The following is a 13,262-nucleotide window of genomic DNA, read 5'->3' on the forward strand; positions in this document are numbered from 1 at the left end:
CTCCCGCTTGAGCCCTGGTGTCGTTGAACCCGCCCGAGCAAGGTGCCCACGACAGGAGCGGGGACAACGCCATCCCGGACCGTCTCCCAGTCGTGAATGCGCCCGCCTGCCCCCCTTCCAGGTCGGTAGGCCCCGTTCACCAACGCTAGATTGCGTCCATGAGCTCCCGACGCCTGCTCCTGTCCGCCCTCGTGGTGCTCACCGCCTCCGCCTCCGCCTGCCGCAAGAGCCAGGCGCAGGGGACGGCCTCCCCCGCGGACTGCATCCTGGTGGAGGACGGCTGGGGGCCGGACGGCAGCGTGCCCATCACCGTGGACGTGGTGGCCGGAGGGCTGGAGGTCCCCTGGGGCGTGGCCTTCCTGCCGGGCCAGGACGGCGATGCGCTCATCACCGAGCGGCCGGGCCGCGTGCGGCTGTTGCGCCAGGGCCAGCTGCAGCCCGCGCCCGTGGCCACGCTGCCCCTGTCGGCGAACGGCGAGGGCGGCCTGCTGGGCATCGCCGCGCACCCGGACTTCGCGACGAACCGCTGGTTCTACCTGTACGTCACCACCCAGGCGGACGGGAAGGCGCAGAACCGGGTGGAGCGCTGGACGCTGTCACCGGAGGGCACGAGCGCGACCTTCGAGCGCGTCATCTTCGGCGACATCCCGTCCGCGAAGTACCACGACGGCGGGCGGCTGCGCTTCGGGCCGGACGGCATGCTGTACGTGGGCACGGGCGACGCTCGCGACCCGGACCTGTCCCAGGACATGGCCAGCCCCTCGGGCAAGCTGCTGCGGCTGACGCCGGAGGGCGGCGTGCCCGGGGACAATCCCTTTCCCCATTCGCCCGTGTTCCTGCTGGGCGTGCGCAACACGCAAGGCTTTGACTGGAAGGACGCCACCACGCTGTACGTCACCGACCATGGCCCCAGCGGCGAGACGATGCGCTTTGGCCACGACGAGGTGAACGTGGTGAAGGCGGGCGACAACCTGGGATGGCCCGGCATCTACTCGTGCGAGACGCAGGGCGGGCGCGTCACCCCGTCCCTCACCTTCGATGACGCCATGCCCCCGGGCGGCGCCGCCATCTACACGGGCAGCGCGCTCCCGGAGTGGAAGGGGTCGCTGCTGGTGGGCACGCTGAAGTCCCAGCACCTGCACCGGGTGGAGTTCGACGCGCGGGAGCCGCGCCGCGTGGCGAAGCATGAGGTGTACCTGCGCAACACCTGGGGCCGCCTGCGCGACGTGCTGATGGGCCCGGACGGCCACCTGTACGTCACCACCAGCAACTGCGACGGCCGGGGCGAGTGCGGCCCCAGCAAGGACCTGCTCCTGCGCGTGCGGCGTTAGGTCACGCTCTCCGCGCTGTAGCGGGCCAGCAGCCCCGTGCGCACCGCGTAGCGGTAGACGCGCTGGAAGACCCAGCCCGCCAGCACGATGTCCAGCAGCGCCAGCGCGAAGCCCCAGCCGAGCGTGGCGCCGGAGAACTCGCCGCCGGCCACCAGCGTGCGCACGCCCTCGAAGACGTAGGACGGGGGCAGCAGCTTCGCGATCCACCGCATCCACTGGGGCAGCGTGGACAGCGGATAGAAGACGCCCACGAACGGGGACAGCAGGCTGGGGATGGGCCAGACGAACCACTCCGACGCGGGGCCCAGGCGCAGCACCAGCGCGCTGGCGAGGATGCCCAGCGCGATGCCGAAGAGGAACAGCACCATCACGAAGGGGATGATCATCGCCCCGTAGGCCGCGAAGGACAGGCCGAACACCACCGTGGACATCAGCAGCATGACGGTGAGGCCAATGGCGCTGGTGGCGATGCTCGTCACCACCAGGCCGCCCACGTACTCCGGCAGCGTGAGCGGCGTGGCGAAGACGTTGAGGAAGTTGCGCGACCAGACGTCCTCGAAGAAGCCCGTGGTGAGCCCCTGCATCACGCGCGCGAAGAAGTCCCAGAGCAGCACCGCGCCCAGCAGCGCCGGCACGAAGTCGTAACCGGAGGCGGTGACCTGGTTGAGGTACCGGGTCATGAAGCCCCACAGCACCATGTCGATGGCCACCCACGCGAACAGCGGCACCACGCGCGCGAAGTTGCCCTTGTAGAGATAGAACTGGCGCAGCGCGATGCCCGCGACGTGGTTCAGGTTCATGGCGTTTCGGTCCTCTCGAGCAACAGCGGCTCGTTGGCCACGGCGATGAACAGCTCCTCCAGCGTGGCCTTGCCGTGCTCGCGGGGCAGCGTCTTCGGGTCTCCCTCCAGCAGCACCTTGCCGCGCGCCAGGAAGAGGACGCGGTCGCAGACGGACTCCACCTCGTACATGTTGTGGGACGTCCACAGCACGCTGCTGTGTCCCTTCGCGGCGAAGGCCTTGATGCGGGTGCGGATGTCCAGCGCGGTGGCCGGGTCCAGCGACGCCGTGGGTTCGTCCAACAGCAGCAGGCGGGGCTCGTTGAGCATGGCCTTGGCCAGGGACACGCGCGTCTGCTCACCGGACGACAGCACGCCGCACTTGGCGTCGCGGAAGCGCTTCAGGTCGTACTCCTCCAGCAGGGCCTCGATGCGGGCGGACAGCCCCTTCACGCCATAGATGAGGCCGAAGACGCGCAGGTTCTGGGCCACGGTGAGGTTGCCGGGCAGGGGCGCGTAGACGGCGGCGAAGTTGGTGCAGGACAGCGCCTTCACCCGCTGGGTCCCCAGGTCGGTGCCCTCGATGCGGATGGAGCCGGAGGTGGGCTGGAGCACGCCCAGCAGCATGTTGATGGTGGTGCTCTTGCCCGCTCCGTTGGGGCCCAGCAGCCCCACGATTTCGTTGCGGCGCACGTCGAAGGAGATGCCGTCCACGGCCGCACGGCCGCCATACGTCTTTCGCAGGTCCGTGACGGAGAGCACCAGGGTGTCCAGCGAGCCGGATTTCATCAGGGCTGCTGCTGTACCACGCGGACGTCCCGCCGCCAGGGAGCGTTTCGAGGGAAGGAAGGCGGGCGGGCGGGGCCTCGGGCCGGGCGACGAAAAGCGGACGGTGGCCGTGCACGGCCCACGCGAATCTGGAAAGCTTCGCGCCCTCTCCTGGCCTTGATGGAGTCCGTGTGCTGCTGGAAGTACCCATCCTCATCGGCCTGATGGTGGCCGCCATCGCACTCGCCATCGCCGCCAAGCGGGCCAGCGTGCCGTACAACGTCGCGCTGGTGCTTGGTGGCTTGCTCATCTCCGTCGCACACCTGCTGCCGGGGGTTCCACCGCTCAATCCCCAGCTGGTGTTCCTCATCTGTCTTCCCCTGCTGCTCTTCGAGGGCGGCATCACCGCGGACCTCAATGGCATCCGCGCGAACGCAGTCCCCATCGGTGTCCTGTCCACGCTGGGGATGATCCTCGCCATTGGCGCCACCGGCACCGCGCTGCACCTGATGCTGCACCTGCCGTGGGGACCCGCGCTGCTGTTGGGCTCCATCCTCGCGGTGACGGACACCGTCTCCATCCTCTACGCCTTCCGCCGGGCGCCGGTGCCCGGGCGGCTCGCGGGCATCATCCAGGGCGAGAGCCTCTTCAACGACGGCACCGCGCTGGTGGCGTACGCGGCCATCGCGTCGGTGGTGGCGGGCGGCGCGGCGCCCTCGCTGGGCTCCTTGAGCGGCCATGTGCTGCTCGCGTCGGTGGGCGGCGCGGTGGTGGGGCTGGCGCTGGGCCTGCTGGGCGGCTTCGTCATCCGGCGCGCGGAGGATCCGCTCGCGGAGATCATGGTGACGACGGCGGTGGCGCTGGCGTCCTACGTGATGGCGGAAGAGGTGCACCTGTCGGGCGCCATCTCCGCGGTGGTGGCGGGGCTGGCGGTGGGCGTGACGCTGCGGCGGGAGGTGGCGCCGCAGAGCCAGGTGGCCATCCACTCCTTCTGGGAGTACGCCACCTTCGGCGTCAACACGTTCCTCTTCCTCTCCGTGGGCCTGGACACGCGGCCGGAGGCGCTCCAGGGGCACCTGCCGGGCGTGGGCATCGCGGTGGTGGCGGTGGTGGTGGGGCGCGCGGTGGCCATCTACCTGCCCTTCCTGCTCTTGCGCCTGTTCAAGCCCGCGGAGTCCATCCCGGTGCGCTGGCAGCACGTGTTCCTGGTGGGCAACATCAAGGGCGCGCTGTCCATCGGTCTGGCCCTGGGCCTCCCGGAGTCCACGCCCGCGCGCGAGCAGATTGTCTCCATCGCGTTCGGCGTCACGCTGGTGTCCATGGTGGGCCAGGGGTTGATGCTCACGGGCGCGCTCAAGGCGCTGGGGCTGTTCCAGCAGGACGCGGTGGCGCTGGAGATGGCGGAGCAGCGCGGGAAGCTCATCGCCAGCCGCGCGGCGCACGTGGAGCTGGACGCGTTGCATTCGCAGGGCCTGCTGCCGCGCGCGGCCTACGAGCACCTGCGCAGCGAGTATCAGGTGAACATCGCCCGGGCGGAGCGGGAGCTCAGGCGCATCAGCGAGCAGCACCTGGCCGAAGGGGCGAAGGACCTGCTGAGCACGCGCAGGCGGCTCATCGACGCGGAGCGCACGGCGTTGCAGGGGGCCCGGCGCAACGGCCTGATTCCGGAGGCGACGGCGGAGGAGATGCTGGCGCACCTGGACGCGCGGATGTTGGACCTGGAGAAGGTGCTGCACGGCGGGCACGCGAACACGGACAGCAAGGAGCACAAGGCGTCATGAAGATCGTCATCGCGGGGGGAGGACGGGTGGGCGGCGCGCTGGCGGCGCGGCTCGTGTCGGAGCAGCACACGGTGACGGTCATCGAACGCGACGCGGCCATCTGCGCGCGCCTCTTCGAGGAGGTGGGCGTGGTGACGGTGTGCGGGGACGCCACCAACCCGCGCGTGCTGGAGGCCGCGGGCATCGGGACGGCGGACGTGGCGGCGGCTGTGCTGGCGCACGACCCGGCGAACCTGGCCTTCGCCATGCTGGTGCGCTCCACGTCCAGCGCGCGCCTGATGGTGCGGATGCTGGACACGAGCTACCGCGACGCGTACCGGCTGGCGGGCGTGAAGGAGCTGGTGGCCGAGGCGGACGTGGTGGTCTCGAAGATGACCACCGCCATCGACTTCCCGCAGGTGTCCGGGTCGCTGCCGCTCAGCAGCGGCGACGCGCTCCTCTTCGAGCTGGCCATTCCGGTGCGGGCCCGGGTGGCGGGGCAGACGGTGGCGCAGGTGCGCGGCATGGAGGGCTTCCCTCGCGAGTGCATCTTCATCGCGATGGTGGATCCGCAGGGCCACACCGCGCTTCCGGAGGGCAACACGCAGCTGAAGGCGGGACACAACGTCATCCTCGTGGCGCGGCGCTCCCAGGTGGCGAGGGCGGTGGAGTTCCTCACGGCGGAGCCGCCGCTGGGCGCGGGCGTCGCGTCGTCGCTGGCGACGACCTTGCGCAAGCTGGACTTCCTGGCGCCCCTGAGTGACGACGAGCTGGAGACGGTGGCGCGCGGCGCGGAGCTGCTCCAGGCGCCCGCGGGCACGGAGCTGTTCCGCCAGGGCGACGCGGGCGAGACCTTCTACGTGGTCATCTCCGGCGAGGTGGCCATGAAGGACGGCAACCGGCAGACGGTGGCCACGGTGAAGCAGGGCGGCTTCTTCGGAGAGCTGGCCCTGCTCACGGGCGAGCCGCGCAACGCCACCGCCGTCACCACCACGCCGTGCGAGCTGGCCGCGGTGGGCCGTGAGGACTTCCGCGGCGTGATGATGGCCAACCCCGCCGTCGCGCTGGAGATGAGCCGCATCCTGGGCCAGCGCCTGTCGCGGATGGGTGGACAAGCCCTCCAACAGAGCAAGCGGCGCGGGCTGTTCGGGCGCTGACCAGACAGCCCCCTTCCGACAGGGAGGCGAGGGTCGCGCTGATGCGCCAGCTCCAGGCGGAGAAGCGCCTCCCCGCCTGAGAGCGTCCGCTACGTGGCCTGCTTGAGGCGACCGCACACCGCGGACGCCGCGAGGAAGCCCACGCTGAAGGCGTTGCGGAAGCGGTCGTAGAGCCTCCCCACGCCGGGCACGTTGGCGATCATGTCGCCGAAGCTCCACATCTCCTCGTGCGCGTGGATGAGCGGCAGCACCTCGCCGCCGTCCCCGGCGCGCTGGAGCGTGAAGTCGTAGACCAGGAGGGTGCGCAGCGGGTACGTGTAGAGCCACGCGAACTGCTTGAGGTTCATCACCCCGTCCACGATGGCCCGCCCGCGCTTGCCGTCCGGCTCCAGCTGGACGTTGAGCTGGAAGATGTCGAAGTCGAAGCGGAACATGCAGTGGAAGCCCGCCGCGCCCTTGCGGTACGTCTCCTTGCCTCCCCCCTTCTGCCAGGGGTCGGTGAAGGTGATGTCCTCCGCCAGCATCGGCAGCAGCTCCGCCTCCAGCACCGACGCGGGAATGGAGGTCGTGTAGAGCAGCTGCGTCACCTCGCGGAAGCGCGCCTCCAGCTGCTCGATGAGTCCCTGCTCCGCCTTGCGCATCACGCCCCCCTGCCCATGTCCTGGACCGCGCATGAAGCTAGGCACGGGCCCGGGGCAGGGGAAGACGGGGTGTGTCAGCCGCCCAGCTCCGTGAGGAGCTGCGCCGCCTGCTCCTTCACGGTGACGTCCGCGCCCAGGTCCTGCGCCTGCTTCGCGTGCCGGGTGGCTTCCGCCCGGTCGAACGGCTGGGTGGCGCGCGCCAGGTTCAGGTGCGTGAGCGCGTCCTGGGGGTTCGCCTCCAGCACCCGCTCCAGCAGCACGCGGGCCCGCGCGTGGTCCTGGTCCCCCATCAGCAGGCGCACCAGGTCGTTGGTGGGGCCGGGCTCGTGGGGCACCACCGTCACGATCTCCTCCAGGAGCTTGCGGGCCTCGGCGCGCTCGCCCAGCGCCTCGTGCGCCTGCGCCAGCGAGTGGCGGATGTCCCACTGGTTCGGGGCGCGCTGGAGGGCCTCCATGAAGAGGGCCTTCGCCTCCGCCAGGTCCCCCGCCAGCATGCAGCCCAGGCCGTGCATGTGGACGTAGCCCGTCTGCGCGGGGTCCAGCTCGCGCAGCTCCAGGATGATGCGGCGGGCCGCGTCGTGGCTGTTGGCCTGGAGGTAGAGCCGGAAGAGGTCCTGCAGCACCGCCACGCGCGTGCGGCCCTGCGCGTGCTCCAGGGCCTTCGTGGCCGAGGCGATGGCCACGCCCAGGGAGCCGTTCGCCGCTTGCGCGCGCGATAGCATCAGGTGCGGCAGGGCCTCCTGGGGCGCCAGCGACGCGGCCTGCTGGAAGTGCGTGGCCGCCGCCGCCGTGTCCTTGCGCTGCATGGCGATGCGGCCCAGCTCGAAGTGCGGGTAGACGCTGTGGGGCGCCACCACCGTGGCGGCCTCGAAGGCGGCCTTCGCGCCCTCCAGGTCTCCGCGCTCGGCCAGGAGCGTGCCCAGGTTGAAGCGCTCGAAGTAGCCGGCGGTGGGCGCGGCGGCCAGCGCCTTGAGCGTCACCAGCGCCACCGGGTCGCCGGCCTGCGCCTTGAGCATGGCCAGGTGGGCCTGGGCCTCCGTGTTGTCCGGCTGCACCTGCAACAGCCGCGTCACGGCCGCCTCGGCCTCCTTCGCGGCGCCGGTGCTCAGGTGGGTGCGCACCAGGCCCATCAGACAGTCCACGTCCTTGGGGTCGATGGAGAGCCCCTTCTGGAAGCTCTTCACCGCCTCCGCGGGCTGGCCCTGCTGCAGCAACTGCCCACCCTCTTGCGCGTACCTGGATGCCATGGTGCCCCCTACCTACCACGAGCCTCCCGATTCACCGCCTCCCCGCCTGCCCCTACCGGCGCAGCGCGGCCAGGGCGACACCGGGGACCTTCCACCAGGACGGGGACTGCTCGAATTCCACCAACCGGCGGCCCAGTTCCGCCATGCCCTTGTGACCGGGAACCCACGGGGGCGGGGGCAGGGACGTGAGCGGGGCGCGCAGCACCGCCTTCTCGATGGACTCCAGCATGAAGGTGTTGTGCACCCAGCCCTGCCCGCTCTGGACGTCGCGGGAGGACGAGGACGGGTGGCCGCCCCAGGGCAGGCTGCCCAGCGCGTACGCTGCCGCGGGCCAGGTGTTGATGGCCACCGTCCCGTAGCGCAGGTCCCGCACCGCCTTCTCCAACGCCGCGCGCACCCGGGGCTCGCGCAGCGTCCTGGGGTGGACGATGAGCGTCACGTTGAGGGTGCCCCACACCTTCTCGTTGAGGAACGCCACCGCGGCCTCCAGGAAGCGCACCGGTTCGTCGGAGCCCGGCAGGCCCGTCTCCGACAGCACCGTGCACCAGGGCTCGTGGCGGAAGACGCGATCGTCCGTCTTCGCCGGATCCACGTCCGGAATCAGCGCGTACGCCAGGTCGCCCTCGCCGGGGTTGCCCACCAGCCGCAGGTTCGGGCGCGCGTCCGTGAACTGGTGCCAGCGCTCCTGAGCCCCCGGGTAGTACGCGCGGCGCACGGGCGCCTGGCCCAGGCTCGTCTGGATGCGGTCCACCAGCGTGCCGCGTTTGAGCCAATCCCTCGGCTGCACCAGCAGCTTCGCCGCGTTGCAGTTGAAGGACGCGTTGTTGGAGACCATGCCGGCGATGTCGTCCGCCTGGAAGCGCAGCTCGCCGTCGGAGTACGGCCCCGGCACCACCACCACGGGGGAGATGTTGCCCAGCTCACTGGAGACCTGTTTCGCGAGCAGCGGTTCGTTCCTCCTCCGGCGCTCGTCGGACTCCGGGCCGGGCGGGCCCCACACGAGCGCGTCGTGGGTCTTGTCGCTGCCGGTGATGTGCACCTCATCCACCGCGTCGTGGTGGACCAGGTGCGAGCCCTCCTCCGCGCCGCCGTACACGATGGCCAGCGCGTCTCGCGCGACCAGCGAGGCGAAGGCCTGCTCCAGGAACGGGCCCAGGTACGCGTTGACGGGGTTCATCTTGAGCACGCAGACGGTGCCCTCGACGAAGAGCTTGTAGAGGCAGTCCAGCGGCGGGATGGAGTTGACGTTGCCGCCGCCCAGCACCGCGCAGACGCGGCCCTTGTGGGGCTTGCGGTAGAAGGACGCCTGGTGCTCGCGCAGGTTGGCCGCGGTGACGCCGGGCTGGAAGTGGACCTCGCCCGTGGTGCCGGGCAGCAGCATCCCCTCCAGCCGGTCCCGGGGGAACACCCGTGCGGCGAGCCGGCCGTCCTCCAGCGTGCGCAGGTGCCTGGCCGGGATGACGGGCACGCCGTGCTTCTGGATGTCCTTCAGCGACTCCGAGAGCAGGCGCAGGTTGCGCACCACCACCATGGGCCCGGCGAGCCACTCCTCACCCGCGAGTGGACCGCCGGGGTCGATGCCCTTCGCCTCGCAGGCCGCGCGCACGCTGGGCTCCGCGATGGCGACGTACGCGTGGCGCAGGTCCTCCAGGAGCCTGATGCGCTCCGTCAGGGCGAGCTTCACCCACGCGCTCGAGCCCTCACGGACCCGGCGCACCAGGATGTCGATGGTGGTGCGTGACGTGGACTGCGGGACGGCGGCGGACATGGCGACCTCCGAGACAGGCTTCACACCGGGTCCCGGTATAGGGAACCCCCGCGTGCGCCGTCACCGTGGGGCCGCGCCCTCCGTCCTCAGGTGGGCAGAGGCTCGGCCAGGCCCTTGCGGATGGCCTCGTCGATGACGGCCATCACCTTCTTGACGTTCTCGCGGCTCCGGGCGGCCTGCTGCTCGCCCAGCTCCCCCTGCTGCTCACCGAGCGCCGCCTGCTGCTCGCCCAGCTCCTGCTGCTCCTCGCCAAGCGCCTCCATCTTCCGGTTGATCTCCTCCTGCTGCTTGTCGAGCTCCTCCATCTCCTGGTCGAAGGACTCGTCGCGCTTGTCGAGCTCCGCCTCCTGGCGGTCGCGTTCCGGGCCGTCCGCGAGCGAGTGGAGGCGGGCGCGCTCCATGGCGATCTCCGCGCGCTTCGAGGCGATGGCGGCGTGCTTCGCGACGAGCTGGGACAGGGGGTAGCCCAGCTCCGCCTGCTTCTGGCCCAACTCCGCCTGCTTCTGGCCCAGCTCCGCCTGCTTCTCACCGAGCGTGCTCTGCGCGTCGCCCAGCTTGCCGGCGTCCTCCATCAGCTTGCGCACCTGCTCCAGCGTCTTCGCGTCGCGGATCAGCATGGGCTTGTTGTCGCGGCGCACGAAGAGCAGGTCCTGGCCCTTCTGCTTGAAGGTGCGCGCCAGGTAGAGGTCCTCCGTGGAGCCGGCCATCATCGTGCGGCCGTCGGAGAGGTACGCGAAGGCGTTGGCGTCATCGATGCCGTCCGGGGGAGCGGGAGGCGCCGGCGGACGCGGCGGACGCGGCACGGCGGCGAGCATGGGCGACGCAGGGCGCACGGGCGGCAGCGGGGCCAGCGCGCCGTGGACGGCCGGGGGCTCGGGCGCAGCGGGCGGCACCGGAGCCAGCCTGTCGTGGTCCGGGATGGGCGCGGGCGCACGCGGCGGGACGGGCGTGGTGAGCTGCACGGTCCGCGTCGTCCCCGGCGTGTGAGCAGGCAGCGCGGGAAGCGGAGGCAGCGGCCGCGCGTCCACGGGCGTGCCGGGTGCCTTCGCGGTGTGCTCCGTCACGGTGGGCTTCGACGCGGGGGCTGGCGCCGGGGCGGGGGCAGGCTTCGCGTTGGAGGCCGGCGCGGCGTCCTCGGGCAGCCGCCGGACGGTGCCCACCTTGATGGGGGTGGGGGGCGCGTCCTTCGCGGGCGGGGCAGCGTCCTCCGCGGGCGCCTTGGCGACGACCTGGAAGGGCATCAGGACGACGGCGCCGAGGGCGAACAGCGCGCCCTTCAGCCACCGGCGGGGTTGGGTGGGGACGACGTCGACATGTTCCAACATGCGGAGCCTCCTGTGCAGCGCGTGAAGGTGGGCCGACGCCCCGAGCGCCGCTGCGCTGCCCGGGGGCCGGGTGATGCCAAACGCGATGAGCAACTCGCCGTAGTCCGCGGGCTCCGCGCCGGTGAGGCGCAGCGCCTCCGCGTCGCACGCCTCCTCCCGGGCGAGCGCGTACTCGCGGGCCGCCTGGCGCGCGAGCGGGTGGAAGAAGAGGACCGTCTCCGCCAGCGCCGGCACCCAGCCCAGCCACAGGTCCCCGCGCCGCAGGTGCGCCACCTCATGCGCGAGCGCCATCCGCAGCGCGGACTCCGGCAGGTCGCGCAGCGCCTTCGCGGGCAGCACGATGACCGGCGACACCAGCCCCGCGGCCAGCGGGCTCACCACCTCGTCCGACACGAGCAGCGTGGGCGGACGGCCCAGGCCCGCTTCATTCGCGAGGAACTCCGCCTCCTCCTCCAGCACCGGGTGACGCAGGGGCCGCGCGCGCTCCCGCATGCCCCGCACCTGACGCCACGCCTTCACGTGGCCCCGCACCTTCCACGCCACGCCCGCGCCCCACAGCATGAGCAGCGTCCATCCCACGGCCACCGTCCACGGATGCGCGCGCAGCGACGCCACCGCGCCCTGGATGAAGGACGCGAGCCGGGTTCCGGACGAGGGCTCGTCGATGCCCACGACCGCGGAGGCGCGTGTCCGTGATTCGGGCCTGGACGCCTGGATGCGCGTGACGGCATCCGGCGTGGCGCGCATCGTGCTCATCATCTCCGGCGTCTGGGATTGGGCGCCCTCCACGCGGACCGTCTGGGATTGCGCGGTCGCGGGCTCCACGGGCAGCAGCGCCAGCGGCATGGGCTTGGGCCAGCCCAGCGTGAGAACGAACTTGAGGGCCACCAGCCACCACAGGCCCGCGCGCAGGGCCGCGGGCAGCCGCGGCAGCGTCCGGGCAACCACCCAGACGGCCAAAGCGCACAGCGCCCCCTGCCACGAGGCGCGCCACACCGACTCCGGCCACGACGACCACCACGACGAGGTCAAGAGAAGAGGCGCCATGGGGCTCACTCCTTCCGCTTCTGGCGCAGGCGCGCCACGACGTCCTGGAGCTGCTTCAGCTCTTCGTCGGACACGTCCTCCGTCTCCGACAGGTAGGTCACGAACGGCGACAGCGACCCGGAGAGCGTGCGCTGCACGAAGTTCCCCACGACGTCGCGCAGCAGCTCTTGCGGCGCCACCGGCGAGGCGTACTGGAACACCCCGTCCACCTTCGTCCGCGTCAGGTGCCCCTTCAGCCGCAGCCGCTCCATCACCGTCAGGATGGTGGAGCGCGCCAGCCCCTGCGCCTCACCGAAGCGCTCGGCCACCTCCCCCACCGTCGCCGGGCCGTGCTCGGCCACGTACCGCAGCACCGCCAGCTCCTGCTCTCCCACCGGCTTCTTCATGCGCCCTGCCCTTCATGACGACAGCTGTAGTCAGAACGGAAGGTACGCCTGACTACAGGCGTAGTCAAGCCGATGTCGGCGGCCTCCTCAGGCCTCCCAGACCTCCAGCAAGGAGGCCGCGGTGGCGGGCGACAAGCGCAAGGCGGACGCCCTCGACGCCAGCGCGTCCCCGGCGAAGCAGCGCACGAAGCCCTGAGGCACCTGGCCTGCGCACGAGCGCCCGCCTCCTCGGCTGCTCAGGTAAGGGTCGGGTAGCGGGAGCCCGTGTGTGTCCTTGTCCCTGCCGGAAGGGCAACCCCACTTTCCGGTAGCCGACTTGAACCCACCCGACACGCACGGAGAGTTCCCATGAAGCTTCCCCTGATGGCGGCGATCGCCGCCCTGTCGCTGTACGGTTGCGCCAGCCACAACGCCAACACGCGCGAGGCCTCGTCACCGGAAGCCGGTGCCGTGGGCGGCTCGGGCAGCGCGGGCAGCACCCAGGACAGCAGCAGCGTCGACGCTTCGGCCTCGGACGCCTCCAACCCCGAGCACGAACTGCCCGGCGAGACCGCCAACGTCCCCGCCCTGGAGAAGCGCGACCGCATGAACGCGCCCACCGTCTATGAGGGCGAGGCCACCGGCGGCTCCGGCGCCCCCGACGAGACCGTGAAGACGAAGGACGGCCAGAAATGGGACGTGCAGCCGAACACGCCCACGGACCTGGGCGACAGCCAGACTCCCTCCGGCGCGGTGAACCAGAACCGCGACCCGAATGAGAAGGGCAACCTGGGCGGCACCGGCGGTTCCGGCTCCACCAACACCAGTGGCAAGAGCGACGTGAGCGACGAGACCGGCTCCGGCGCCCTCAACAGCGACGCCGACAGCTCCAGCAACGACACCTCCACGACCCAATCGAAGGTGGAGACGGACGCCACGCCGGATCCGACGAACTGATCGCGCCCCACGCGAATTCGGATACCCGGGAAAGCCCGCTCGCGGGCCGTACCGGGTATTCGTCTGTCCACCTCGCGCCTCGCCAACTAGAGTGAGCACCAATGACTGGTGCTCCCTT

11 protein-coding genes are annotated in these 13,262 nt (G+C 71.2%); 4 read left to right on the plus strand and 7 right to left on the minus strand.

All coding sequences use genetic code 11. The annotated features are described in order from the left end of the window. Positions 1-158 precede the first annotated feature (158 nt). On the plus strand, positions 159-1,331 hold the full coding sequence (locus KYK13_RS35250) for a sorbosone dehydrogenase family protein (RefSeq protein ID WP_223638927.1): 1,173 nt from the start codon (positions 159-161) through the stop codon (positions 1,329-1,331). Here the strand turns inward: KYK13_RS35250 and KYK13_RS35255 are convergent. Together KYK13_RS35255 and KYK13_RS35260 are read right to left on the minus strand one after the other, a co-directional pair. Continuing rightward, positions 1,328-2,131 (minus strand): ABC transporter permease, encoded by an 804-nt coding sequence (locus KYK13_RS35255; RefSeq protein WP_223638929.1) that lies wholly within the window; start codon positions 2,129-2,131, stop codon positions 1,328-1,330. The two genes, KYK13_RS35250 and KYK13_RS35255, sit on opposite strands and share 4 nt — an antisense overlap. Further along, a complete protein-coding gene (locus KYK13_RS35260) occupies positions 2,128-2,898 on the minus strand; it encodes an ABC transporter ATP-binding protein (protein WP_223638932.1) in 771 nt (256 codons plus the stop codon). The genes KYK13_RS35255 and KYK13_RS35260 overlap by 4 nt, the downstream gene beginning before the upstream one ends. A gap of 170 nt (positions 2,899-3,068) precedes the next feature. Between KYK13_RS35260 and KYK13_RS35265 the strand changes: the two genes are divergently transcribed. Together KYK13_RS35265 and KYK13_RS35270 are read left to right on the plus strand one after the other, a co-directional pair. After that, a complete protein-coding gene (locus KYK13_RS35265; protein ID WP_223638935.1) occupies positions 3,069-4,658 on the plus strand; it encodes a sodium:proton antiporter in 1,590 nt (529 codons plus the stop codon). After that, positions 4,655-5,794: a cyclic nucleotide-binding domain-containing protein gene (locus KYK13_RS35270; protein ID WP_223638937.1), complete on the plus strand. Its 1,140-nt coding sequence runs from the start codon at positions 4,655-4,657 to the stop codon at positions 5,792-5,794. Before KYK13_RS35265 ends, KYK13_RS35270 begins: the two co-directional genes overlap by 4 nt. Positions 5,795-5,883: 89 nt before the next feature. Here KYK13_RS35270 and KYK13_RS35275 read toward each other — a convergent pair whose 3' ends face one another. The 5 genes from KYK13_RS35275 to KYK13_RS35295 form a co-directional block, all read right to left on the minus strand. Beyond that, positions 5,884-6,435, minus strand: a complete 552-nt coding sequence (locus tag KYK13_RS35275; RefSeq protein WP_223638939.1) for a hypothetical protein — start codon at positions 6,433-6,435, stop codon at positions 5,884-5,886. 74 nt (positions 6,436-6,509) lie between these two features. Further along, positions 6,510-7,682, minus strand: a complete 1,173-nt coding sequence (locus KYK13_RS35280; protein ID WP_223638940.1) for a tetratricopeptide repeat protein — start codon at positions 7,680-7,682, stop codon at positions 6,510-6,512. A gap of 52 nt (positions 7,683-7,734) precedes the next feature. Further along, complete coding sequence (locus KYK13_RS35285) at positions 7,735-9,450, minus strand: aldehyde dehydrogenase (RefSeq protein ID WP_223638941.1); 1,716 nt, start codon at positions 9,448-9,450, stop codon at positions 7,735-7,737. Between the two features lie 86 nt (positions 9,451-9,536). Then, positions 9,537-11,822, minus strand: a complete 2,286-nt coding sequence (locus tag KYK13_RS35290) for a M56 family metallopeptidase (protein ID WP_223638942.1) — start codon at positions 11,820-11,822, stop codon at positions 9,537-9,539. 5 nt (positions 11,823-11,827) lie between these two features. Beyond that, positions 11,828-12,208, minus strand: coding sequence for a BlaI/MecI/CopY family transcriptional regulator (locus tag KYK13_RS35295; RefSeq protein ID WP_223638943.1), 381 nt, complete (start codon positions 12,206-12,208; stop codon positions 11,828-11,830). A gap of 348 nt (positions 12,209-12,556) precedes the next feature. On the opposite strand from KYK13_RS35295, the gene KYK13_RS35300 reads away from it, so the two are divergent. After that, entirely contained in the window at positions 12,557-13,144 is a 588-nt protein-coding gene (locus tag KYK13_RS35300) for a hypothetical protein (RefSeq protein WP_223638944.1), read from the plus strand. The last annotated feature ends 118 nt before the right edge of the window (positions 13,145-13,262 follow it).

Source organism: Corallococcus sp. EGB, assembly GCF_019968905.1.
In the GTDB taxonomy this organism is placed as follows: domain Bacteria; phylum Myxococcota; class Myxococcia; order Myxococcales; family Myxococcaceae; genus Corallococcus.

Coding starts and splice junctions, on each gene's coding strand:
- KYK13_RS35250 (WP_223638927.1), top strand. CDS start 159: ATGAGCTCCCGACGCCTGCTCCTGTCCGCCCTCGTGGTGCTCACCGCC.
- KYK13_RS35255 (WP_223638929.1), bottom strand. CDS start 2,131: ATGAACCTGAACCACGTCGCGGGCATCGCGCTGCGCCAGTTCTATCTC.
- KYK13_RS35260 (WP_223638932.1), bottom strand. CDS start 2,898: ATGAAATCCGGCTCGCTGGACACCCTGGTGCTCTCCGTCACGGACCTG.
- KYK13_RS35270 (WP_223638937.1), top strand. CDS start 4,655: ATGAAGATCGTCATCGCGGGGGGAGGACGGGTGGGCGGCGCGCTGGCG.
- KYK13_RS35275 (WP_223638939.1), bottom strand. CDS start 6,435: ATGCGCAAGGCGGAGCAGGGACTCATCGAGCAGCTGGAGGCGCGCTTC.
- KYK13_RS35280 (WP_223638940.1), bottom strand. CDS start 7,682: ATGGCATCCAGGTACGCGCAAGAGGGTGGGCAGTTGCTGCAGCAGGGC.
- KYK13_RS35285 (WP_223638941.1), bottom strand. CDS start 9,450: ATGTCCGCCGCCGTCCCGCAGTCCACGTCACGCACCACCATCGACATC.
- KYK13_RS35290 (WP_223638942.1), bottom strand. CDS start 11,822: ATGGCGCCTCTTCTCTTGACCTCGTCGTGGTGGTCGTCGTGGCCGGAG.
- KYK13_RS35295 (WP_223638943.1), bottom strand. CDS start 12,208: ATGAAGAAGCCGGTGGGAGAGCAGGAGCTGGCGGTGCTGCGGTACGTG.
- KYK13_RS35300 (WP_223638944.1), top strand. CDS start 12,557: ATGAAGCTTCCCCTGATGGCGGCGATCGCCGCCCTGTCGCTGTACGGT.